The organism is Streptomyces sp. NPDC046977, assembly GCF_040644455.1.
Taxonomy (GTDB): domain Bacteria; phylum Actinomycetota; class Actinomycetes; order Streptomycetales; family Streptomycetaceae; genus Actinacidiphila.
This window is the reverse complement of sequence record NZ_JBEYWO010000044.1, coordinates 1-22,614: the sequence shown is the minus strand read 5'-3', so window position 1 is coordinate 22,614 and position 22,614 is coordinate 1. Positions and strand designations below refer to the sequence as shown.

General features: G+C 74.0%; 18 protein-coding genes. 8 read left to right on the top strand and 10 right to left on the bottom strand.

The genetic code is table 11. The features are described 5' to 3' along the window. Window positions 1-365 precede the first annotated feature (365 nt). The 3 genes from ABZ883_RS38995 to ABZ883_RS38985 form a co-directional block, all read right to left on the bottom strand. Entirely contained in the window at window positions 366-1,691 is a 1,326-nt protein-coding gene (locus tag ABZ883_RS38995; protein WP_360915563.1) for a DUF2637 domain-containing protein, read from the bottom strand. Between the two features lie 118 nt (window positions 1,692-1,809). Then, a complete protein-coding gene (locus ABZ883_RS38990; RefSeq protein WP_360915560.1) occupies window positions 1,810-2,523 on the bottom strand; it encodes a DUF3558 domain-containing protein in 714 nt (237 codons plus the stop codon). 65 nt (window positions 2,524-2,588) lie between these two features. Next, entirely contained in the window at window positions 2,589-3,398 is an 810-nt protein-coding gene (locus ABZ883_RS38985; protein ID WP_360915557.1) for a hypothetical protein, read from the bottom strand. 231 nt (window positions 3,399-3,629) lie between these two features. Here ABZ883_RS38985 and ABZ883_RS38980 point away from each other — a divergent pair, with 231 nt between their 5' ends. After that, window positions 3,630-4,826, top strand: coding sequence for an RtcB family protein (locus tag ABZ883_RS38980; protein ID WP_360915554.1), 1,197 nt, complete (start codon window positions 3,630-3,632; stop codon window positions 4,824-4,826). 58 nt (window positions 4,827-4,884) lie between these two features. On the opposite strand, the gene ABZ883_RS38975 is transcribed toward ABZ883_RS38980, so the two are convergent. The 4 genes from ABZ883_RS38975 to ABZ883_RS38960 form a co-directional block, all read right to left on the bottom strand. Continuing rightward, window positions 4,885-5,640, bottom strand: coding sequence for an SDR family oxidoreductase (locus ABZ883_RS38975; RefSeq protein WP_360915551.1), 756 nt, complete (start codon window positions 5,638-5,640; stop codon window positions 4,885-4,887). A gap of 127 nt (window positions 5,641-5,767) precedes the next feature. Beyond that, window positions 5,768-6,505: a hypothetical protein gene (locus ABZ883_RS38970; RefSeq protein ID WP_360915548.1), complete on the bottom strand. Its 738-nt coding sequence runs from the start codon at window positions 6,503-6,505 to the stop codon at window positions 5,768-5,770. Window positions 6,506-7,393: 888 nt separating this feature from the next. Continuing rightward, window positions 7,394-8,236, bottom strand: coding sequence for a bifunctional 5,10-methylenetetrahydrofolate dehydrogenase/5,10-methenyltetrahydrofolate cyclohydrolase (locus tag ABZ883_RS38965; protein ID WP_360915545.1), 843 nt, complete (start codon window positions 8,234-8,236; stop codon window positions 7,394-7,396). Then, window positions 8,233-8,853, bottom strand: coding sequence for a cyclodeaminase/cyclohydrolase family protein (locus ABZ883_RS38960; protein ID WP_360915542.1), 621 nt, complete (start codon window positions 8,851-8,853; stop codon window positions 8,233-8,235). Before ABZ883_RS38960 ends, ABZ883_RS38965 begins: the two co-directional genes overlap by 4 nt. A gap of 65 nt (window positions 8,854-8,918) precedes the next feature. Between ABZ883_RS38960 and ABZ883_RS38955 the strand changes: the two genes are divergently transcribed. Beyond that, window positions 8,919-9,902: an aminoglycoside phosphotransferase family protein gene (locus ABZ883_RS38955; protein ID WP_360915539.1), complete on the top strand. Its 984-nt coding sequence runs from the start codon at window positions 8,919-8,921 to the stop codon at window positions 9,900-9,902. Between the two features lie 2 nt (window positions 9,903-9,904). Here the strand turns inward: ABZ883_RS38955 and ABZ883_RS38950 are convergent, their stop codons facing one another. Beyond that, the gene (locus tag ABZ883_RS38950) at window positions 9,905-10,393 is read right to left on the bottom strand and encodes a hypothetical protein (RefSeq protein ID WP_360915536.1); all 489 of its coding nucleotides are present in this window, start codon (window positions 10,391-10,393) and stop codon (window positions 9,905-9,907) included. 146 nt (window positions 10,394-10,539) lie between these two features. Continuing rightward, window positions 10,540-12,414 carry a LamG-like jellyroll fold domain-containing protein gene (locus ABZ883_RS38945; RefSeq protein ID WP_360915533.1) on the bottom strand — a complete coding sequence of 625 codons (1,875 nt, stop codon included), beginning with the start codon at window positions 12,412-12,414 and terminating at the stop codon, window positions 10,540-10,542. Between the two features lie 539 nt (window positions 12,415-12,953). Between ABZ883_RS38945 and ABZ883_RS38940 the strand changes: the two genes are divergently transcribed. The 4 genes from ABZ883_RS38940 to ABZ883_RS38925 all read left to right on the top strand — a co-directional run bounded on the left by ABZ883_RS38940 (window position 12,954) and on the right by ABZ883_RS38925 (window position 19,762). Then, window positions 12,954-16,844 carry a Pls/PosA family non-ribosomal peptide synthetase gene (locus ABZ883_RS38940; RefSeq protein WP_360915629.1) on the top strand — a complete coding sequence of 1,297 codons (3,891 nt, stop codon included), beginning with the start codon at window positions 12,954-12,956 and terminating at the stop codon, window positions 16,842-16,844. Continuing rightward, window positions 16,841-18,205, top strand: a complete 1,365-nt coding sequence (locus tag ABZ883_RS38935; protein WP_360915531.1) for a M1 family metallopeptidase — start codon at window positions 16,841-16,843, stop codon at window positions 18,203-18,205. Before ABZ883_RS38940 ends, ABZ883_RS38935 begins: the two co-directional genes overlap by 4 nt. Then, window positions 18,202-18,480 (top strand): glutaredoxin domain-containing protein, encoded by a 279-nt coding sequence (locus ABZ883_RS38930; protein ID WP_360915528.1) that lies wholly within the window; start codon window positions 18,202-18,204, stop codon window positions 18,478-18,480. Before ABZ883_RS38935 ends, ABZ883_RS38930 begins: the two co-directional genes overlap by 4 nt. 676 nt (window positions 18,481-19,156) lie before the next feature. After that, complete coding sequence (locus tag ABZ883_RS38925) at window positions 19,157-19,762, top strand: hypothetical protein (RefSeq protein WP_360915525.1); 606 nt, start codon at window positions 19,157-19,159, stop codon at window positions 19,760-19,762. A 62-nt stretch (window positions 19,763-19,824) separates the two neighbouring features. Here the strand turns inward: ABZ883_RS38925 and ABZ883_RS38920 are convergent, their stop codons facing one another. Beyond that, entirely contained in the window at window positions 19,825-20,406 is a 582-nt protein-coding gene (locus ABZ883_RS38920) for a hypothetical protein (protein ID WP_360915522.1), read from the bottom strand. Between the two features lie 100 nt (window positions 20,407-20,506). Here ABZ883_RS38920 and hemL point away from each other — a divergent pair, with 100 nt between their 5' ends. Both hemL and ABZ883_RS38910 read left to right on the top strand, forming a co-directional pair. After that, window positions 20,507-21,826, top strand: coding sequence for a glutamate-1-semialdehyde 2,1-aminomutase (gene hemL, locus ABZ883_RS38915; RefSeq protein ID WP_360915519.1), 1,320 nt, complete (start codon window positions 20,507-20,509; stop codon window positions 21,824-21,826). After that, on the top strand, window positions 21,823-22,497 hold the full coding sequence (locus ABZ883_RS38910) for a histidine phosphatase family protein (RefSeq protein WP_360915516.1): 675 nt from the start codon (window positions 21,823-21,825) through the stop codon (window positions 22,495-22,497). Before hemL ends, ABZ883_RS38910 begins: the two co-directional genes overlap by 4 nt. Window positions 22,498-22,614: the final 117 nt, after the last annotated feature.

Here is a 22,614-nt window from a genome sequence, read left to right as displayed (position 1 = left end):
GGTGTTCGCCCTGCACCCGGCGGGGCTGGACGCGTCGCGGGTGCGGCTGCTGTCGGCGCCGGACGTCGTCGCGGCGCTGCCCCCGGCCCCGGCAGCGGTGACCAGGCGATGCGCCACGCGGCGGGCCCTACGGTCGTACGGGGGACGCGCGTTGCCGGCCCGGCGCATGCTCGTCCGCCCGCCGGAAAAGGGGCCTCCCCATGTGCCCGGGCGAGCGCGTGTCCGGCACGTCAGGCGTATGGAACCGTGTGGAACACGAGGTCCTCGCCGTGAGGCCTGCCGGCACGTGATGCGCCAGGGCTCATCACGGAACCTGGCGCTGCACGCCCATCATCGGGCGCCGAACAGTCCGGCCTCTGTCGGCCCTACGCGATGTGGTCTTCCATCATCTGACTGTTGAGACGGGCCGCGAACTGGTCGTGGTAGCCGCTCAGCTCGCGAGCCGAGTAGCGCACCCCGTACGCAGCCTCGATGTTCGCGGCGAAAGCGCCGGGTGTGGGCATGCCCTCGCCCTCTATCGACTGCCGGAACACCCGGTACAGGTCCTCTTCCGACGGCATCGCGTCCGCTATGCCCTCGCCGAGGGGACGTGTCCCACCCGCGCCGTTGGGCACCTGTAGGGACGGCTCCGGCGCCTGCTCCTGGACCGGTACGGGCAGCTGCTCCGGAGCAGGCTCGGGAGCGCGGGGCTGCGGTACCGGGGCCTGCTGCGGCCGTCCGTTGGCGAAGGCCTGCTGCTGTGGCGGCGCATATGCGTAAGGCTCGCTGTGCGGGTCGTAGCCGCCCCGGTAGTGCACGGGCTCAGGAGCGGCGAACCACTGGTTCGACTGTTCCCCCGCATTCGCCGGCGTCGGTGCCTGGGCGGGCGTCGCGGCCCGAGCGAGCCCGGACTCGTGATGCTGCGGTACGACGGCAGGAGCCGCTGCTTGCGCGGGCCACAGCTGCTGCTCGGTTCCTGCCGCGGTGAGACCGGCCGGTTCCGGGGCGGGCAGCGCGGCGGGCGCCGGCGCCGACGGCACCTCGATGCCGGCCGCCGCGAGGCCGACGGGCCCGGTCTCGGTGAGCGGGACGCCGAAGCGGGCGAGCCGCAGCGGCATCAGCGACTCCACCGGGGCCTTGCGGCGCCAGGCGCGGCCGTAGCGCGCGCGCAACCGGGCCTGGTAGACGAGACGTTCCTGCTCCAGGCGGATGACCTCGTCGTAGCTGCGCAGCTCCCACAGCTTCATACGGCGCCACAGGCGGAAGGTCGGCAGCGGCGCCAGCAGCCAGCGGGCCAGGCGCACCGACTCCATGTGCTTGTCGGCCGTGATGTCGGCGATCCGGCCGATCGCGTGCCGGGCCGCCTCCACCGAGACCACGAAGAGGATCGGGATGATGCCGTGCATCCCGACGCCCAGCGGGTCCGGCCAGGCCGCCGCGCCGTTGAAGGCGATCGTCGCCGCCGTCAGCAGCCACGCGGTCTGGCGCAGCAGCGGGAAGGGGATGCGCAGCCAGGTCAGCAGCAGGTCCAGCGCGAGCAGGACCACGATCCCCGCGTCGACACCGACCGGGAAGACGTTGGCGAACCAGCCGAATCCCTTGGCGAGCGCGAGTTCGCGCACCGCCGCGTACGAGCCCGCGAAGCCGATCGCTGCGATGACCACCGCTCCGGCGACCACCACACCGACCAGGATGCGTTGCGTCCGGTTCATGCGTATCGCGGACACCCGCGACCCTCCAAGGCTCGGAAACTGGCCTGCCCAGCCTGCCACACGGGTCAATGGGCTTGTCGTACAAACGTGGTGAATCGGTACGGCGACGGGGGAGTTGTTACGCGTTCGCCGCCGCGACGGAAGCGGCGGCTTCCTTGGCCGCCTTCAAGGCGTTCCGGCGGAGTTCGTCGGCCTGGGGGGTCTTGGCGTCCTCCAGGCCGGCGCCGTTGTAGGTGAGCGCGACGACGGCGTTCCCGGAGCGGGCGACGACCGTGACGTCCCGGTACTCCTCCTTGTCCTTCGTGGTCCTGGAGGTGACCGCGGTGCCCGCGTCCCACGTGCCGGCGGCCGCGACGGTCTCGCTCGTGGCGCCCTTGGCGGCCTTCGCCTGCGCGACCAGCTCGTCGTAGCGCCGCACGGCCTGCTCCTCGGCGGAGCCGAGCCCGGCCACGGAGTCGTAGCGCTGCAGGGACACGTCCAGCCAGCGGTACTGGTAGCCGCTGAGGCCGTTCCAGGAGCAGCCGCCGCGCTCGTCGGCGGAGCCGGAGGTGACGGGCGTGCCCGAGCGCTTCTTCGCCTTCGGGACGAGGGACGCGACGGTCCTGGCGCCGACGGCCTTGCAGGCGACGGGCAGTTGCGCGTACTTCGCCGGGGCGACGGCCGGTGAGGCGGAGGCCGCGGGCGATCCCGAGGGGGACGCGGAGGGCGTCGTCCGCTCCGCGCCGGCCCGTGCCTTCGGCGTGTCCGAGCCGGAGGAGCAGGCGGCGACGAGGGTCACCGGCACGGCGGCGCAGGCGAGCAGACGGGCGAGGCGTGGGGCTGATCGGTGCATGTGTCCTTCGCTCACTTCTTCGCGTGTCCTGGCATGGCGCAAATGGCCAGACTACGCGGATCGCCTCATTCGTCCAGTTGATCTGCCAGTTCCGCGGCGACCCGGCGGGCGCCGGCCTGGAGGTCGGGACTGGGCGGTTCGACCGACTTGTCCATCGACCACTGGGAGAGGGCGACGGTCACGAGGACGTTGGCGATGCGGAAGACGACGGTCACGTCGCGGTGCAGACCGGAGTCCCGCGTCACCAGTGCGTCGTCGAGGAAGGCGGCGTCCCCGGGGCCGTCCAGGACGCGCGGCGCGATGTCCGCCGGGGTGCCGGTGGGGCTGCCGCTCGGCGGTGCGGAAACCCCCGTTGAACTGGGGCTCGTGGAGGGGTCGGGGGAGCCGGGGGGAGTGGCCGCGCCCGCCTGGCCGCCGATGGGCACCAGGGGGACGTCGGCCTCCGCGGCGCGGGTGCGGTAGTCGGTCGCGGCCTGGTCGTCGTCGCTGACCGCGGGGTCGTACGACACCACGCGCTCCAGGTCGATCTGGAGGTACCGGTTGCCGAGGGCGGTCTGCCCCATCCACTTGCAGCCGACCTTGCGGTCCGTGTCGAACGTCACGCTCGCCTCGCCCGCGGCGTCGCCCGCGTTCGGCACGAGCGACGCGATGGTCGCGGCGGAGACCGAGCCGCACGGCTCGGGCAGCACGCGGTACTTGCCGGGCGGGGCCGCCGCGACGGTCTGGGCGCCGTTGGCCGCGTCGGCGGCGGCCGTGCCGCTCCCCGTATCGCCGGAGCCGCTGCAGCCGGCCAGCGCCGCGGCGGCCAGCGCCACGGCGCACGTCCCGCTCAGCAGTGCCCGGACCCGGTTGGCGCGGTCTCCCGATGGCTGCACTGAGGTGGCCCCTTCCTCGGCGGTGGCCCGGCGCTCACGTAAATCCCTTGGCGGGCGACGACACCGGGTAGACACAATGTCTACCGCACCGGCCGCGGCCGTCGCCGGGCCCGGGGGCTGTATGGATGACTTCCTCCTCCATGTCGTTTTTTATTGATGCATGGCCTTTATCCGTTTTTGAGTGCTTTGTTGGTTGAACCGTTCCATGAATCACCCCTGGGGGAAACGCAGATGTCCACGTACACCGAAGTCCCCGGCGTCCGGGTGCCGATCCGCATGTGGACCGACCCGGCCGCGGTCGAGGGCGTCGCGATGCAGCAACTGCGCAACGTCTCCTCGCTCCCGTGGATCAAGGGCCTCGCGGTCATGCCCGACGTCCACTACGGCAAGGGCGCCACGGTCGGCTCCGTCATCGCCATGCACGGCGCGGTCTGCCCCGCCGCGGTCGGTGTCGACATCGGCTGCGGCATGAGCGCCGTCAAGACCTCGCTGACGGCCAACGACCTGCCCGGCGACCTGTCGCGGCTGCGCTCCAAGATCGAGCAGGCCATCCCGGTGGGCCGGGGCATGCACGACGAGGCGGTCGACCCCGGCCGGCTCCACGGCCTGCCGGCGAGCGGCTGGGACGGCTTCTGGGACGGCTTCGACGACCTCGCCGAGCCGGTCAGGTTCCGGCAGGAGCGCGCGCTGAAGCAGATGGGCACGCTCGGGTCGGGCAACCACTTCATCGAGGTCTGCCTCGACGAGGAGGGCTCGGTCTGGCTGATGCTGCACTCGGGTTCGCGCAACATCGGCAAGGAACTCGCCGAGCACCACATCGGCGAGGCCCAGAAGCTGCCGCACAACCAGGGCCTGATCGACCGCGACCTGGCCGTCTTCATCGCGGACACCCCGCAGATGGCGGCGTACCGGCGCGACCTGTTCTGGGCGCAGGACTACGCGAAGCGCAACCGCGCGATCATGATGGCCCTGTTCCAGGAGGTGCTGCGGCGCGAGTTCCGGAAGGCCAAGGTCACCTTCGACCAGGTCATCTCCTGCCACCACAACTACGTGGCGGAGGAGCGGTACGAGGGCATGGACCTGCTCGTCACCCGCAAGGGCGCGATCAGGGCCGGCAGCGGCGACTACGGGATCATCCCCGGTTCCATGGGCACCGGTTCCTACATCGTCCGCGGCCTCGGCAACCCCGACGCCTTCAACTCCGCCTCGCACGGCGCGGGCCGCAGGATGAGCCGCAACGCGGCGAAGAAGCGGTTCTCCACGCGGGACCTGGAGGAGCAGACCAAGGGCGTCGAGTGCCGCAAGGACTCGGGTGTCGTGGACGAGATCCCCGGCGCCTACAAGCCGATCGAGAAGGTCATCGAGCAGCAGCGGGACCTCGTGGAGGTCGTCGCGAAGCTCAAGCAGGTCGTCTGCGTCAAGGGATGACGCGCGTGCCCCCGCACCGGCGCCGCCGGTCCGGGGGCACTGCCGTGTCCGGCCCGGGTCACGACTCGCGGTGGACCCGGTGCTGGGCCGCCTGGGCGCGGGGGCGGACGACCATGAGGTCGACGTTCACATGGGCGGGGCGGGTGACGGCCCAGGTGACGGCATCGGCGACGTCGTCGGAGGTGAGGGGCTCCGCGACGCCCGCGTAGACCGCGGCGGCCTTCTCCTCGTCACCGTGGAAGCGGGTGAGGGCGAAGCCCTCGGACTTCACCATGCCGGGCGCGATCTCCACGACCCGGACGGGCTGCCCGAGCAGTTCCAGGCGCAGGGTGCCGGCGAGGGCGTGCGTGCCGTGCTTGGCGGCGACGTAGCCACCGCCGCCCTCGTAGGGCGTGAGCGCCGCGGTGGAGGACAGGATCACCACGGTGCCGTCACCGGAGGCGACGAGCTTCGGCAGCAGCGCCTGCACGGTGTGGAGCACACCCAGCACGTTCACCTCGTACATCGTCCGCCACTCCTCGGGATCGGCGGTCGCGACGGGGTCGGCGCCGAGCGCGCCGCCGGCGTTGGCGAAGAGCACGTCGCAGCGGTCCAGGGACCCGGCGAGCGCGTCGACCGCGGCGCGGTCGGTCACGTCGAGGGCGACGGCCGCGGCGGAGTGGCCGGCCGCGGTGAGCTCCTTGGCGAGGGCGTCGAGCCGGTCGGCGCGGCGGGCGGTGAGCACGACGTGGTAGCCGGCTTCGGCGAGTCGGCGGGCGGTGGCGGCGCCGATGCCGCTGCTCGCTCCGGTGACGACTGCGGTACGGGGGCTCATGTCGTGCTGCCTTTCGCTCTCGCCGGTACGCGGCTGCGCTGCCTGGCCATGAGGGGAGCATAGGCGGGCGGCGGCCGTGCGCCGCCCCCACCACTCGCGCGGGAGCGCGGCGGGCGGGGCGGCGGGGTCAGGCGCTCTGGTCGCCGGTGGCGGAGGTCGATGCCTTGGCGAGTCCGGCGAGGGCGTCCTTGGCCGCGGCGAGCGCGCCGTCACGGACCTCGGAGACACCGGGCGCCTTCTTGGACTCGAAGTCGCTGCCGTTGTAGGTGACGGTGACCACCGCGTTGTCCTTGCGGAAGACCACGACGGCCTCGCGCGTCTGCTGCCCGTCGTCCGTGGTCACCTGGACCGACATGGACGCCTCGTCGCCGATTCCCGAGGCGGCGTTCGGCTTCTTGGAGCGGTCGTACGAGGCCTGCGCCGCCTTCTCCGCGCTCAGCCCGTTGCCGCCCGAGGCGACCTCGAAGGTCACGTCCAGCCAGCGGTAGTCGAAGCCCTTGAGCGCGTTCCAGGAGCAGCCCGTGCGGTGCGAGGGGTCCGTGAGGGCGAGCGCCTTGCCCGACGTCTTGGCCTCCGGCACCAGCTTCTTGATCGTGGCCGCCGGCAGCGCCGTGCAGGGCGCGGGCGGCTTGGTGTACGTGATCGCCGGGGCGCCCGAGCTGCCGGGGGACTCCGGTGCGCCGGAGGAGCCGGAGCCGTTCGAGGAACTGGGACCGCCGGAGGGCGCCGACGGCCGTGACGGGGAAGCGCCGGCAGCCGACGGGCTCGCGGCGTCGTGCTGGGACGAGGCCATCGTCCAGCCGACGATGGCGAGTACGGCGGTGGGCAGCAGACGAGCCGCGAGAGTGAGGGGCAGGGGCGCCACAGCGGTCTTCTCTTCGTCGGTCCTGTGAAACAGCGGGACAACAACCGGGGGAGCGGAAGGAGGGGCGGAAAGGGGCGCACGGGGCCGGTGCGGCCTGAGCGTACGACGTGTAGATGAGATTGCCATACGAAAGTAGTCCGGGAACAGAGCAAGTGTGTAGGGCTTGTGCCACCCGGCGTGACGGGTGTAGCCGCGCGCCCCCGTGAGGGCGGTCCTGCGGACCGGCTCCACGGCGGCCCCAGGTGCGCCGGCGGGGCGAACTCCCGTACGTGGAACGCCTCGACGCCCCCGCGCGTCACCGGGCCCATGGGCGGTGCGGCGGGCTTCGGACACCGCGCGGCGGTCACGTCGCCCCGGCGGCGGGAGGGGCCGTGACAGTCCGGCGGGGGCGCGGTGCCGCCGGCAGCACCAGCGGGGCGTTGAGAACGCAGCGCGCGGCGAGTTCGGGCAGGCGCCTGCGTGAGCCGTCACCTTCAGCGTGGGCACGTCGCCGGCGCGGGCCAGGACGACGTCCGGTGCGCAGGGAGGACGGGCAACCCGCCGCGGGCTTCGGACACCAATGCGGCGGTCACGTCGCCACGGCGGCCGGATGGGCCGTGACAGTCCTGCGGAGGCCGTCACGTCGCCTCCGGGGTGGGCACGTCGCCGGCGCGGGTCAGGGCGACGTCCGGAGCGCGGGGGCGCAGCGGGCTTCGGGCGCCGACGTGGCAGTCACGTTGCCGCGGCGGCGGGAGGGGTCGTGACAGTCCTGCGGGGCGCGGTGCCGCCGGCAGCACCGGCAAGGTGTTGAGGACGCCGCGCGGTAGGTCCCGGCTGCCGGAACGCGGGCAGGACGGGCGCCCGTGCCCGCACCGCGCAGCGGGAATCTCCCCTCCGGGGGAGGGGACGTCAGTCCGCCGACCGCACCACGTGCTGGAGCAGGAGTGCGGTGGTCACCGGGCCGACGCCGCCGGGGACCGGGGTGAGCGCGCCGGCGTGCGGCATGACCGAGGGGGCGTCCACGTCGCCGACGAGGCCGCCCTCGGGGGTCGGATTGGTCCCCACGTCGATCACGACGGCCCCGGGACGCACATGCGCGGCCGAGATCAGCCCGGGACGGCCGGCCGCCGCGACGACGATGTCCGCGGCGGCGGTCACGCCGGCCAGGTCGGGGGTGCGGGAGTGGCAGACGGTCACCGTGGCGTCCCGGTCGAGCAGCAGGAGCGCCGCGGGCTTGCCGACCACCGTGGAGCGGCCGACGACGGCCACGTGCCGGCCGGCGGGCTCGATCCCGTGGTGCTCCAGGAGCGCCACGACCGCCTCCGCCGTCGCCGGGGCGAACGCGGGCAGCCGCGCGGCGAGCCGGCCGAGGCTCACCGGGTTGGCGCCGTCGACGTCCTTGCCGGGCGGGATGGCCGACGCCAGGTCCTCCAGGGCGGCGCCCGCCGGCAGCGGGGTCTGCAGGATGACCCCGTGGACGGCGATGTCCTCGCCGAGCCGGGTGAGTTCGGCGCGCAGGGCGGCGGCGGACGCCTCCGGGCCCAGGTCGTGGATGTCGCAGACGATGCCGGCCGCGGCGGCGGCGCGCGCGATGGAGCGCACGTACCAGGCGCTGGACTCGTCGGCGGTGGCGACGACGACCGCGAGCCGGGGCGGCCGTCCCGCGGCCGTCAGCGCGGCGGCGCGGGCGGTGGTCTCCTCCCGCAGGGCGGCGGCGAGTTCCCTGCCCGACAGGACGCGCGCGGGGCTCATGGCGCGATCTCCCGGCGTACGGCGTCGGTCACCCGGTCGGCACGGTCCATGAGCGGGCCGGCGGCGCTGGCGGTCGCGGAGAACCCGGCCCGGACGGTTCCGTCCTTGATGCCGCCGAGGTTGATCTCGATGTTGACCCGCGCGGTGCCCGCGGCGGCGCGGGCCGCCTCCGTGGCGGCGGCGACGTCCGACAGGACGTTGCGGTTGCAGATCGGCAGCAGTTCCTCGGCGAGCGCGACCACGCGCTCCGCGACGCCGACGACCTCGGCCGGCGGGCGGGCCGCGCCCTCCAGGGCGGCGGCGACGGCGGCCGAGCGGGCCGCCTTCTCCTCGTCGGTGCCCTTGGGCAGCCGGTAGGCGTCGGTGACGGCGGTGAAGGCGGTGGCGTCCTCGGCGGCCAGGCGCAGGGCGGTCTCGCGCAAGTCGTCGGCGGCCGCGGCGATCCGCCCGACGGCGGCGGCGTGCGCCGCGTACCGCTCGCCCGTGGTGTAGCGGGCGACCATCGCCACGAGGGCGGCGCCCTGGGCCGCGTGCAGGGCCGCCGAGGCGCCCCCGCCCGGCGCCGGCACCCGCGCGGACATCTCCTCCAGGAACTCACCGATCGTCTGGTCGCGCATGCCCGCGATCCTTTCACGGCGGCAGGCCGGGACAGGTGTGGGAGCGCTCTCCTACGATGCGGGTCATGCGGAGCCTCACCAAGCGCACTCTGACGTCCGATCAGCTCTCCGCCCTGCTGCGCGCGTCGGCCGGGACCGGCTGCCGCGTCGAGGCCGAGCTGACGGACGGCTGGTTCAACGCCGCCTACCGCGTGCGGCTCGACGACGGACGCCCCGCCGTGGTGAAGGTCGCGCCCCCGCCGGAGGCCGCCGTACTGCGCTACGAGCGCGGCATCATGGCGACGGAGATCATGGTGCACCGCCGCGCCGCCGCCCTCGACGGCGTTCCGCTGCCCGAACTGCTCCACGCGGGGCCGGACTTCATGGCGCTGTCCGTCCTGCCCGGAACGCCCTGGGACAAGGCCGACGACCGCCTCCCGCCCGGGCGGCAGCCCGCACTGCGGCGCGAACTCGGCCGGATCGCGGCGCGGCTGCACACCCTGACCTCGCAGGACGGCCGCTACGGCTACCCCGCCCCCGAGGCCGGGCTGTCGGCGGCGGACTGGCCGTCCGCCTTCGCCGCGATGGTCGAGGCGATGCTGGAGGACGCCGTGCGATGGCACTCCCCGCTCGGGGTGCCGGCCGAGGAGATACGGGAGCTGGTCGCCGCCGGCGCGCCGGCGCTCGCCCGGGTCGACCGGCCGCGGCTGGTCCACTTCGACCTGTGGCCCGGCAATGTCTTCGTCTCCGGCGACGGCACCGCCGTCACCGGCCTCATCGACCACGAACGCGCCTTCTTCGGCGACCCGGCAGCCGAACTGGTCTCCCTCGGCCTCGGCGGCGACACGGGCCCGGACAGTGATCTCGTCGCCGGCTACCGCGAGGCCGGCGGGCACCTGGACTTCGGGCCCGGTATGCGGCAGCGGCTGGCGCTGTACCGCCTCTACCTCGGCCTGATCATCGTCGTCGAGTGCGGCCCGCGCGGCTACGGCGCCGACCACCTGCGCAGCTGCCGTGCCGCGCTCGCGCGGTGGACGGACGAGGCCCGGGCCGCCGCGGCCGCCTGCTGAGGTCAGCCGGCGGAACCGCCGGGCTGCACGACCGTGTTCCGGCCGCCGAGCGGGCCGACCCGTCCGGCGTGGTCGGGCTGGTGCGCCGCCGGGACCGCGCCCGGACCGGTGCCGGTCGCATGCCCCGTGCCGGTCACGACGGGCGGCGCCGCGTGCGCCCCCGTGGAGTGCTGCGCCGTGCCCGGGGTGATCGCCATCGGCGCCGCGGTGGTCGGCACGGCGGCGGCCGGTGCCGTGACGGCGCGGGTGGCGTCGGCCTTGGACTGCTCGTCCTTCTCCGGCGCGTGCGTCACCCCGAACCGGGTCCGCAGATGGTGCCCCGCCGCCTCGTCCAGACTCACCGGACGCTGCAGCCGCACCGCCAGCCGGCTCGCCTCGCGGCCCAGTGCCGCCAGGTCCTCCCAGCGGAGGTGGACGACCAGGGGCAGTTCCGCCTCGCCGTCGGGAAGCGCCTGAAGTGCCTGGAAGGAGACGTTGCTCTGACTGTTCATCGGCCGGTCCTCACCCTCGTGACGATCTCGGGCAGCTTTCGTGCGGCACCCGCTACGCGAGGGGATACGCAGACCGCGCCCGTGGCGTTCACCCGGCCCGCCCCCGCCCTGTCGGGGCGGGGGCGGGCGCCGGGGCGGCCGAGCGGCTACCGCGCGTTCATGAACTCGCCCGGCTCCAGGGCGCGTTCGTTGATGCGGACGTCGCCGATCCAGCCGTGCAGGAGCTGGTCGAGCTTGCCCCCGTACTCGTAGCCGCCGAGCATCCAGGGCAGGCCCAGGGCGGTGAGGCCGGAGGCGCGGGTGGAGGGGTTGCGGGCGACGGGGCAGCCGTCGACGTACATGGTGGTGTGGCGGCCGTCGTTGACGACGGCGACGTGCCACCAGGTGTCCAGCGGCAGCTCGTGGCCCCAGTTGGTGACCGAGCCGGCGGTGTTCAGCGGGTAGACGCACCACTGGAGCTCGCGCCCGCCGGACAGGCTGAGCGTCACGACCGGCTCGTCGGGGTCGCCCGCGGTTTTGCCGGCCTCGCGGCTGAGACCCCAGCGGCTGAGCAGGGCGGCCCAGGCGTTGCGGCCCTGGTCCCAGTCGGCGGGGAGCTTGAAGAACGCCTCGAAGGTGTAACCGGACTTGAACGTCGCCGAGTTGAGCGGGGCGTGGTCGCCGGTGGTCAGGTGGGCGCCGCGCAGCGGGCTCTTGTCGCCGGCGAAGTACAGGCTGGCGTGACCGGGCTGGTCGGGGTGGTGCTCGGCCGACCAGGTCAGGGCGGTCGCCGGGTCGGAGCCGGGGGCGACGACCTTGGTGAGGTCGTTGCCGCGGCCCGTCAGGTCGCGCACCCGGTCGGTGTCGTGGGAGGCGTCGAAGCGCCAGTACGCGACCGTGCCGGGGATCAGCATCCGGGAGGCAGGACGGGACGGGCGCGCCGCGACCGGGGCGAAGCCCGCGAAACGCTCGGTGAAGTCGATGTCGACGGCGAAGCGGTCCTGCGGGCCCGTCAGCTCGACCTCCTCGCGCTCCAGCGCGTTCAGGCCCTCGCCGGCGCGGCCGAGGATCCAGGGGGAGACGGTCTCGACGTCGATGGTGTTGCGCGCCAGGTCGAAGCGGTAGAGCCGGATCATCGCGGCGCCGCCGTAGTAGCGGTTCTGGTAGTTCGTGATGTGCAGGTGGGTGGCGTTGCCCGCCGCGTTGGTGCGGGTGGTGCGGGCGGGCGGCCAGAAGTGCCCGTTCAGGGTGAGGAAGATCTGGTCCGTGTCGTGGATCAGCTCGTCCCACAGCTCCTGGCCGTGGTCGGAGAGCTGCGCCTCGTCGCCGTAGGTGTTCGCGTACACGATCTCGTGGGTCGTGAGGATCACCGGCGTCCCGGGGTGCCGCGCGACGACGTCCTTCGCCCAGGCGATGCCGCCCGGCGAGGGCCGCCAGTCCAGGGAGAGCACCATCCACTCGCGCCCGCCCGCGCGGAACAGGTGGTAGTGGTTGTAGCCGTCCGGGCTGGCGCCGCCGAAGGTGGGCGCGTCGCGGTAGCGGTCCGGGCCGAAGACGTCCAGGTAGGGGGAGTCGCCCCGCTGGTCGTCGGTGGAGGAGTTGATGTCGTGGTTGCCCGCGACGACGCTGTAGGGCACGCCCTTGCGGTCCAGGATGCGGAACGCGTCGCCGACGGCGGCGAATTCACCGGCCTGGCCGTTCTGGGTGACATCACCCAGATGCGCCATGAAGACGATGTTCTCGTCCTTGGCGTGGTCGAGTAGGTACCGGAACGACGCCTCGACGGGGGCCGGGTGGATGCTCTCGCCGTCGAAGAGGTACTGCGTGTCCGGCATCACGACCAGCGTGAAGCGCGCGTCGTCGGTGTCGGGGCGCCAGGAGCCGCCGTGGCTCGTGCCGGTCGTCGCGGGGCTGGCCGACGCAGCCGGTGCGGCCGCGGCCAGCCCCGCGACGGCGGCGCCCGCCAGCCCCGCGCCGACGAGCACGGAACGGCGGCTCGCGCCGAGCTGAGGTCCGTCCGGTCTGTGGTGTGTGTCGCACATGGTGATCCCGCTCTCGGCCGTTGGGCAGCGTCGCCCGGACGCTACGGGCGGATCGCGGGCCCCGGCCCAACCGCCGGGGAAGGACGGGTGAACGGCGTCGGGACCGTCGTGTCACCTGTGGAAAGGAGGGGTTGGCCGTGTTCCGCCGATCGCGGTGGGTTGTGAGACCAGCCACTTGGCGCCCGTTTCGGCGAGCCGCGAGGATTAACAGCAGGTAAACTCACTGTTCGCTATTTGTGACGCCAGGTGAAAGGGCCCGTCGCCGTCCGGAACGGACGGGAGCGGAACGGGGATGTGCCAGGCGTATGCCAGTCGCGGGAGAAGCCCGCGAGCGGGGACAGCGCAGTCCCCGGCCGGCCGGTCGAGGTGTTGCCGGCACCGCAGTGGTCCTGAGCTTTTGGAGGGTTTGACATGCGTCGGTTCACGGCCATGAGTGACCGGATCGACCTGTCCGGAGCGTGCTTCGCCGCACCACCGGTGTCCGGTTCGCCCGAGCCGGGGAGCCACGCGTGACACTCGTCGACTCACCGCTCCCGCAGCTGCCCCTGCTGGACGACGCCCTCGCCGGCGCCGCCCCGGACGAGCCCGTACCGGCGCTCTTCCGCGCCGGCGCCGCCGCCGCGGAGCGCACCCTGCTGGACATCCTGGCCGCCACGACCCGCGCCCACCCCGCCGCGGCCGCCGTCGACGACGGCGCCACCGCGCTGAGCTACCGCGCGCTGGCCGCCGAGACCGAGCGGCTGCGCCGCCGCCTGGCCGACGCCGGGATCGGCGCCGGCGACCGGGTGGGCGTCCGCGTTCCCTCGGGCACCGTCGACCTGTACGTGTCGATCCTCGCCGTCCTGGCCGCGGGCGCCGCCTACGTCCCGGTCGACGCCGAGGACCCGGACGAGCGCGCCGAGCTGGTCTTCTCCGAGGCCGGCGTCTGCGCCGTGATCGGCGAGCACCGCGCGATCACCCCCCTTGCCGCGCCCCGCGGGGAGCCCGGGCGTCGCCCCGGGCCCGGCGACGACGCGTGGATCATCTTCACCTCGGGCTCCACCGGCAAGCCCAAGGGCGTCGCCGTCACCCACCGCTCCGCCGCCGCCTTCGTCGACGCCGAGGCCCGGCTCTTCCTCACCGAGGAGCCGCTGGGTCCGGGCGACCGGGTACTGGCCGGACTGTCGGTGGCCTTCGACGCCTCCTGCGAGGAGATGTGGCTGGCGTGGCGGCACGGCGCCTGCCTGGTGCCCGCGCCGCGCTCCCTGGTCCGCACCGGGCTGGACCTCGGCCCGTGGCTGGTGGAGCAGGGCATCACCGTGGTCTCCACCGTGCCGACGCTGGCCGCCCTGTGGCCCATCGAGGCCCTGGACGACGTACGCCTGCTGATCTTCGGCGGCGAGGCCTGCCCGCCGGAGCTCGCCGAGCGCATGGCCGTCGAGGGCCGCGAGGTGTGGAACACCTACGGCCCGACCGAGGCCACCGTCGTCGCCTGCGCCGCCCAGCTGACCGGCGAGGGCCCGGTCCGCATCGGGCTGCCGCTGGACGGCTGGGAACTGGCCGTCGTGGACCCGGCCGGCGTGCCGCTGCCCATGGGCGCCACCGGGGAGCTGGTCATCGGCGGCGTCGGCCTGGCCCGCTACCTGGACGCGGCCAAGGACGCCGAGAAGTATGCCCCCCTGCCCTCCCTGAACTGGGAGCGCGCCTACCGCAGCGGCGACCTGGTCCGCGCCGAGCCCGAGGGCCTGCTCTTCATGGGCCGCGCCGACGAGCAGATCAAGCTCGGCGGCCGCCGCATCGAACTCGGCGAGATCGACGCCGCGCTCCAGGCGCTGCCCGAGGTCGCGGGCGCCGCGGCCGCCGTCCGCACCACCAGGGCCGGAAACCAGATCCTCGTCGGCTACGTCGCCGGCACCGGCGCCTTCGACCAGACCGACGCGCTGGCCCGGCTGCGCGAGGCGCTGCCCGCCGCCCTCGTGCCGCTGATCGCCGTCGTCGACACGCTCCCGACCCGCACCTCCGGCAAGGTCGACCGCGACGCGCTGCCCTGGCCGCTGCCCGCGCTCGACGCAGCCGGCGCGCTGCCCGGCGACCTCACGCGGACCGAGACCTGGCTCGCCGAGCAGTGGGGCGAGATCCTCGGCGCGCCCGCCACCGGCGCCGACGCCGACTTCTTCGCGCTCGGCGGCGGCAGCCTGACCGCCGCCCGGCTGGTCTCGCAGCTGCGCAGCCGCTTCTCCAGCGTCTCGGTCAGCGACATCTACCAGAACCCCACCCTCGCCGGCCTCGCCGCGCGGCTGGAGGAGGCCGACGCCCGCCGCACCGCGGCCCGCACCATCGCGCCGGTGCCCCGCCGCGCGGCCGCCGCGCAGGTCGCGCTGATGCTGCCGCTGCTCACCGTCGCCGGACTGCGCTGGGGTGTGGTGGCCGCCGCCGTCGGCAACGTCCTGACGCTGCTCGGCGCCCCCACCGGCGTGCCCGCCGTGTCCTGGTGGTGGATCGCCGCCGGGTGGGCGCTGCTCATCAGCCCGGCGGGCCGCCTGGCGATCTCCGCGGGCGGCGCCCGGCTGCTGCTGCGCGGGGTGCGCCCGGGAACGTACCCCCGCGGCGGAGGTGTGCACCTGCGGCTGTGGACCGCGGAGCGCCTCGCCCACTTCAGCGGTGCCACCCAGCTGACCGGCGCCTGGCTGACCCACTACGCGCGGGCCCTGGGCGCCCGCATCGGCGACGGCGCCGACCTGCACTCCCTGCCGCCGCTGACCGGCCTGCTCAAACTCGGCCGGGGCAGCGCGGTCGAACCCGAGGTCGACCTCGCCGGCCACTGGGTGGACGGCGACCTGCTGCACATCGGCAAGATCCGGATCGGCGCCGGCGCCACCGTGGGCTCGCGGTCCACGCTCTTCCCCGGGGCCCGGGTCGGCAAGCGCGCCGAGATCGCGCCGGGCTCCGGAGTGCAGGGCGCCGTCCCCGCCGGGCAGCGCTGGGCGGGCGTGCCCGCGGCCCGTTCCGGCAAGGCGGCCCACCGCCGGCCCGACGGCCGGCCGCCGCGCAGGCGGCGCTGGGCGTTCGCCTACGAGGTGGCCTCGTTCGCGCTCGGTCTGCTGCCGACCGCGGCCGCCGTCCCCGCCGTGCTCGTCCTCGCCGCCTTCCTGCGCGGTGCCGGGCACGCCTCCCTGGGCGCCGCGCTCGCCGCCGTACCGCTCGCCACGATCGCCTGGCTGCTGACATACGCGCTGCTGGTGCTGGCCGGCGTGCGGCTGCTCGGCCGCGGGCTGCGCGAGGGTTACCACCCCGTGCACAGCCGTGTCGCCTGGCAGGCGTGGGCGACCGAACGCCTCATGGACATGGCCCGCGGGCACCTGTTCCCGTTCTACGCGAGCCTGTTCACGCCCGTGTGGCTGCGGGCGCTGGGCATGAAGGTCGGCAGCCGCGTCGAGGCCTCGACCGTGCTCGCGCTGCCCTCGATGACCACCGTCGGCGACGGCGCCTTCCTGGCCGACGACACCATGGTCGGCTCCTACGAGCTGGGCGGCGGCTGGATGCGCATCGCCGGGGCCCGGATCGGCAAGCGGGCCTTCCTCGGCAACTCCGGCATGACCGCCCCCGGCCGCTCGGTGCCCAAGAACGGCCTCGTCGGCGTGCTCTCGTCGACCCCCAAGGGTTTCAAGGCCGGCAGCTCCTACCTCGGCATGCCGCCGATGAAGCTGCCGCGCACCCCCGAGGCCGCCGACCAGAGCCGCACCTTCGCGCCGCCCCGGCACCTGGTGCTGGCCCGCGGGGCCGTCGAGCTGTGCCGCGTCGTCCCGCTGATGTGCGCGGCCGCGCTGGCCGTGCTGCTGCTGGCCGGGTACGCCGTGCTGGCGAGCCGGTTCGGCGCCGTGGTGGCGCTGCTCTCCGGAGGGCTGCTGCTCGCCGTCGCCGGCGCGGTGGCGTGCGCGGTGGCCATCGAGGCGAAGTGGCTGCTGGTCGGGCGGTTCCGGGCGGTCGAGCGGCCGCTGTGGAGCTCGTTCGTCTGGCGCAACGAACTGGCCGACACCTTCGTCGAGGTGCTGGCCGTGCCGTGGGCGGTCGGCGCGCTCGGCGGCACCCCGCTGATGAGCCTGTGGCTGAGGACCATGGGGGCCGGGATCGGGCGGGGCGTATGGTGCGAGACGTACTGGCTGCCGGAGGCCGACCTGGTCAGGGTCGGGGACGGCGCCACCGTCAACCGCGGCTGTGTCGTGCAGACGCACCTGTTCCACGATCGGATCATGCGCATGGACGAGGTCGTCCTCGAGCCGGGCGCCACGCTCGGCCCGCACGGCATCGTGCTCCCCGGGGCGACCGTCGGCGCGCGCACCACGATCGGCCCGGCCTCGCTGGTCATGCGCGGGGAGAGCGTTCCCGAGGGCACCCGGTGGCTGGGCAACCCGATCTCCGCCTGGCACACAGAGGGGGCCCGCAGAGGGTGAGCAACGGCAAGCGCGTGCGTGGCGGGGAGGGCGTCCCCGCCACGCCGGGGGCGGACGTGTCCGCCGACTCCTACTTCCCCGAGCACGGCAACGGCGGCTACCAGGTCGCCCACTACGACTTGGAGCTCGACTACCGCCCGGCGGCCAACCGGCTGTCGGGCCGCGCGCGGATCTCGGCGGTCGCCACCCGGGCGCTGTCCGGGCTGAGCCTCGACCTCGGCCCGTTCCGGCTGGACCGGGTCCTCGTCGACGGCCGGCCGTGCCGCTACAGCCACCGCGCGGGCAAGCTGCGGATCAAGCCGCTGAGGACGCTGCCCGCCGGCCCGTTCGAGATCGAGGTCCGCTACGTCGGCAACCCCCGGCCGGTGCGCACCCGCGACTGGGGCGACCTCGGCTGGGAGCAGCTGGAGGACGGCGCCCTCGTCGCCAGCCAGCCGATCGGCGCGCCCTCCTGGTTCCCCTGCAACGACCACCTCGGCGACAAGGCCAGCTACCGGATCACGGTGGCCGCGCCGTCGGCGTACGCGGTCGTGGCCAACGGCAGCCTGGAGTCGTACCGGGTCGGCGCCTCGACCACGACCTGGGTGTACGAGCAGGCCGAGCCGATGCCGACGTACCTCGCGACGGTCCAGATCGGCGCGTACGAGCTGATCGACCACATCGGCGGCGACGTGCCGCAGCCGGCCGCCGTCCCCGCGGCGCTCGTGGCGGACTTCGGCCACGACTTCGGCCGGCAGCCGGAGATGATGAGGGCCTTCACGGGGATGTTCGGTCCGTACCCGTTCGCCGAGTACGCGGTCGTGGTGGTCGACGAGGAGCTCGACGTCCCCGTCGAGGCGCAGGCGCTGTCCATCTTCGGCCGCAACCACGTGGACGGCCGGCGCGGTTTCGAGCGCCTCGTCGCCCACGAGCTCGCGCACCAGTGGTTCGGCAACAGCGTCAGCATCGCCGACTGGCGGCACATCTGGCTCAACGAGGGTTTCGCGGCCTATGCCGAATGGCTCTGGTCGGAGGCCTCCGGCGGCATACCCGCCGCCCGCCACGCGGCCCGCACACACGCCCGGCTCTCCTCCCTGCCGCAGGACCTCCGGCTCTCCGACCCCGGCGTACGGCGCATGTTCGACGACCGGGTGTACAAGCGCGGCGCGCTCACCCTGCACGCGCTGCGCACCGCCATGGGCGACGCCGCCTTCTTCGCGCTGGCACAGGACTGGACCCGCACGCACCGTCATGGCAGCGTGACCACCGACCAGTTCATCGCACTGGCCCACCGGCACAGCGACCGCGACCTGGACGCGCTGGTGTTCCAACCGTGGCTGCACGGTACGCGGCTGCCACGCCTGGCGAGCGGGGACGCATGACCGGAGCGGAAAGGCACGACGACAGCGGGGTCGTCGTCTACTGGCGGCCCGGCTGCCCCTACTGCATGCGGCTGCGGCTCTTCCTGTTCGTGACCCGGCTGCGCCACTCCAAGGTCAACATCTGGCGGGACCCGGACGGCGCGGCCTTCGTCCGCTCCGTCGCCGGCGGCAACGAGACCGTGCCCACGGTGACCGTCGCCGGCCGGGCCATGGTCAACCCCTCCCCGCGCCAACTGCGTGACGCGGTGCGGACGCACGCCGCGCAACCGCGGTGAACGGCTGACGCCGGGGCTGCGTCTGCGGGCATGGCAGGACAGGACACGGATCCGGAGGCCACGCGCTTCCTCGCGGTCGGCTCGGCCCGCACCTGCGAGGCGACCGCCGGCCCGGCCGGAGCGCTTCCGGGGGAATGGCGGGAACGCGACCGCGGCGCCTTCGCCGTCGAGGTCCGCGGCACGGATGAACTCGCGGGCCGGGCCGCGCCGACAGTGCCGGCCATCCTGCCCGGGGCCCTGTCCGCCGTGGCGATCGGCCGGCGTCCGGGCGGGCCCACCGGGGCCGCGGTCGCGCGACCGAAGCCGGCCGCTCGGCAACGGAGTTCGCCTTCGCCGAGGCCGGGCCGGACGCGACATGGCCGAGCTCGGCACGGCCTTCGAGCGTATGGCGACGGTGCCCACGCACGGGCTGCCGGTACGAGGCACGGCGATCACACGGGAGCAGTACGCGGCGGCGTCGCACCGGGCGTGACGACCGGCGCCCCGTCAAGCCCTCGGTACCGGGGACGGATTGGGACCGGGGCGACTGCCCATCGGCCGGGGAACTGCCATAGGGTCGGCGCGGACCGGCCCGTTCGGTCAGGTGCCGTACAGCACTGCGCAGTTCGGGTCAGTACAGGTCAGATCAGGTCACAGTCAGGCAGTCGGCCGACAGGCACGTGCAGGGGAGCACAGCGTGAGTCTCATCAAGAAGGCATTCGAGGTCATCGAGAAGGGCTTTGACGCGGGCGGTGACGCCATCCACGACTTCACCGTCAACCGCCGCACGGCCGAGCTCTTCCTGAAGCTGGGCGTCGCGGTCTACGCCGAGCAGCGCCTCGGCGGCTCGCACGAGCCGGTGGAGCGGATGTTCGAGGCCCTGGAGGGCCACGTCGCCGAGAACGGCGAGGTGGATCTCGACCACCTCAAGGAGGCGAGCGAGGTGCTGGGCGAGGCGTTCGTGGCCAAGCACACCGCGGAGATCGAGGCCGAGGAGGCCGCCGAGGCCAAGGCCGTCGAGGAGGCCGCTGCCGCAGCCGCGGCCGCCGCAGCGGCTGCCGCCGCCGTGGCTCCCGTCGCGCCCGCCGCCCCTGTTGCGGCTCCCGTCGCGCCCGCCGCCCCCGTTGCGGCTCCCGCGGTCCCGGCCGAGGCCCCGGCCCCGGTCGCCGCTCCCGTGGCTCCCGTCGAGGCGCCCGCCCCGGTCGCGGCTCCGGCCCCCGTCGAGGCTGCCGCCCCCGCCGCTCCGGCGGCTCCCGCCGAGGCGCCCGCCCCGGCTCCGGTGGAGTCCACGCCCGCCAACTGACCCACGCGCGAAGGCCCGGCGGACGTCGTAGCGACGTGCCGGGCCTTTCGCGTGTCCGGGGCTCAGGGCCAGACGAGGCAGTACAGCTGGTGCCCGCTCTCGTGGCAGCGCTGGGCGAAGTCCTGCCACTCGTGGAGCATCTTGTAGATCATGAAGGCGTCCCGCGGACCGCGCCGGTCGGGGACGGTGGACCAGATGAACGCGGCGGCGCCGAGGGCCTCCTCGTCGGCCTTGCGGAGCGGCTCGACGACGGAGACGGGCAGCTTGACGACGGCGTAGTCGGGGTGCAGGACGACGAGTTCCAGCGGCGGGACCTTGGTCGGGGGTATGCCCTCGATGCCGGTGAGCACCATGGCCGCCATGGTCTCCGGCTTGACCTTGGTGTACATGCCCTGGCCCAGTTCGTCGCCGCCAAGCTCCTCCGGACGCATGGAGATGGGGACCCGCGCGGCGGTTGCACCGTCGGGTGCGCCGAAGTACTTGTAGGTCACCCCCACTCGGCCACCCCTGCTCCCGCGTTTCTCAACGGCCTTGTCGCGCTCTGTTGACGGCCGGCGTCGCCGGCCGGTGGTACGGGCGTGCTCGGGATCGGGGTCGTCGCCCCCGTCGTCCAGATCGCCACCGCGTTCGCCACCGCGCTGCATTCCACTACCCGACCATCCGCAGACCCAACCGCGCAACCCGATCATCGTCTCAGATGCACGGTCGATACCTCATCGCGCAACGCCCGGCATTTGAGAGCATGTGCTTGTGAGCTATCCGTACGCCTACGACGCGCCAGTTTCTCAGACCTTGTTCGATCGAGCAGCCGCCGTGACCCCTGGTGGGGTGAACAGCCCGGTTCGCGCCTTTCGCGCCGTGGGCGGTACGCCCCGATTCATGGTGTCCGGTTCCGGTCCCTACCTCAAGGACGCGGACGGCCGCGAATATGTGGATCTCGTGTGCTCGTGGGGACCGATGATTCTCGGCCACGCGCACCCCGAGGTGATCGCCGCCGTGCAGGCCGCGGTCGCCCGCGGTACCTCCTTCGGCACCCCCGGTGAGGGCGAGGTGGAACTCGCCGAGGAGATCGTCGCGCGGGTCGCGCCGGTCGAGCAGGTGCGGCTGGTGTCGTCCGGCACCGAGGCCACGATGTCGGCGATCCGCCTGGCACGCGGATTCACCGGCCGGGCCAAGGTGGTCAAGTTCGCGGGGTGCTACCACGGTCATGTGGACGCGCTGCTGGCCGCCGCGGGTTCCGGAGTTGCCACTTTCGGGTTGCCGGACACGCCGGGCGTGACGGGCGCACAGGCCGGCGACACGCTGGTGCTGCCCTACAACGACCTCGACCGGGTGCGGGCCGCCTTCGCCGCGCACCCCGGTGAGATCGCCTGCGTGATCACCGAGGCCTCGCCCGGCAACATGGGCGTCGTGCCCCCGGCCGAGGGCTTCAACCAGGGGCTCGCGGACCTGTGCCGGGAGAACGGCGCGCTCTACATCTCCGACGAGGTCATGACCGGATTCCGGGTCTCGAGGGCCGGCTGGTACGGCATCGACGGCGTCCGCCCCGATCTGATGACCTTCGGCAAGGTCATGGGCGGCGGCTTCCCCGCCGCGGCCTTCGGCGGCCGCGCCGACGTCATGGCGCACCTGGCCCCGGCCGGCCCGGTCTACCAGGCGGGCACCCTGTCCGGGAACCCGGTGGCCACCGCCGCGGGCCTGGCGCAGCTGCGGCTGCTGGACGACGCCGCGTACGCGACCGTGGACCGGGTCGCCGCCCAGGTGTCCGGCCTGGTGGGCGAGGCGCTGGCCAAGGAGGGCGTCGTGCACAGCCTGCAGACCGCGGGCAACATGTTCTCCGTGTTCTTCACGGACGGTCGCGTGAGCGACTACGACGAGGCGAAGCGGCAGGAGGCGCACCGCTTCACCGCCTTCTTCCACTCGATGCTGGCGCAGGGCGTCTACCTGCCGCCCTCGGCCTTCGAGTCCTGGTTCGTCTCGGCGGCGCACGACGACGCCGCCGTCGAGCGGATCGCCGCCGCCCTGCCGGCCGCCGCCCGCGCCGCCGCGGAGGCCGCCGCATGAGCGAGATCACGGTCGTCCACCTGATGCGGCACGGCGAGGTGGAGAACCCCAGCGGCGTCCTCTACGGGCGCCTGCCCGGCTACCACCTGTCCGACCTCGGCCGGAAGATGGCCGACCGGGTCGCGGAGCACCTGTCGGGGCGGGACATCACCTATGTGGTGGCCTCCCCGCTGGAGCGCGCCCAGGAGACGGCGGCGCCCATCGCCTCCGTGCTCGGCCTGGACGTCGCGCGCGACGAGCGCCTCATCGAGGCGGACAACGCCTTCCAGGGCAAGACCTTCGGCGTGGGCGACGGTGCCCTGCGGCGCCCGTCCAACTGGAAGCTCCTGGTCAACCCGTTCCGGCCGAGCTGGGGTGAGCCGTACGTCGACCAGGTCGCGCGGATGACGGGCGCGCTGGAGGCCGCCCGCGACGCCGCGCGCGGCCACGAGGCGGTCTGCGTCAGCCACCAGCTGCCGATCTGGACCGTGCGCAGCTCCGTGGAGCGGCGCCGGCTGTGGCACGACCCGCGCAAGCGGCAGTGCACCCTGGCCAGTCTGACCACGTTCACCTACGAGGACGACAGGATCGTCTCCGTCGGCTACACCGAGCCCGCCCGCGATCTCGTCCCGGCCCACCTGCTGGCCGGCGCGAAGCCGGTCAAGGGCGGCAGCAAGGGCTTCGGGGCCTAGCCCCCCCCGTGGGGGGGGGGGGGGGGGGCCCCCCCCCCCCCCCCCCCCCCCCCCCCCCCCCCCCCCCCCCCCCCCCCCCCCGCCGGCCGGCCGCGCCCCCCCCCCCCCCCCCCCCCC